The sequence below is a fragment of the Limosilactobacillus coleohominis genome (assembly GCF_016901675.1).
Taxonomy (GTDB): Bacteria; Bacillota; Bacilli; order Lactobacillales; family Lactobacillaceae; genus Limosilactobacillus; species Limosilactobacillus intestinavium.
In genome coordinates this window covers 1-265 of sequence record NZ_JACJKU010000208.1, presented here as the reverse complement: position 1 = coordinate 265, position 265 = coordinate 1, and the positions used below count along the sequence as shown (strand labels likewise).

The 265-nt window shown below is 43.0% G+C and carries 1 protein-coding gene; it reads right to left on the bottom strand.

Going from position 1 to position 265, the window contains the following annotated elements:
* Positions 1 to 265, bottom strand: a 265-nt coding sequence (locus H5975_RS08525; protein ID WP_204785651.1) for a helix-turn-helix domain-containing protein, incomplete at both ends; no start/stop codon positions are given.

Sequence of the window (265 nt, the reverse complement as noted above, 5' to 3'; positions counted from 1 at the left end):
AATTTTTTTGAGGCGTCGAGTTGTATCTTTAACAATAAGTTTTCTCTTTGTAGGGCTTGATTTTGCTTTTGAAGCTGACGAAGCTGTTCTTCTTGGCTCTTGTCGTGATGGTTGACCATGCTTAGGTCTCCTTCCTTGGCGTAACCCCAAAAGGGCCTGCGGCCCTCGCTTATTATAAAGGCATTCCCATTGATAAACCGAACCAGGAGAACGGTAACCAAAGTGAATACAAGTTTCGGGAATTGACGCCAAATTTTCTTGTTTC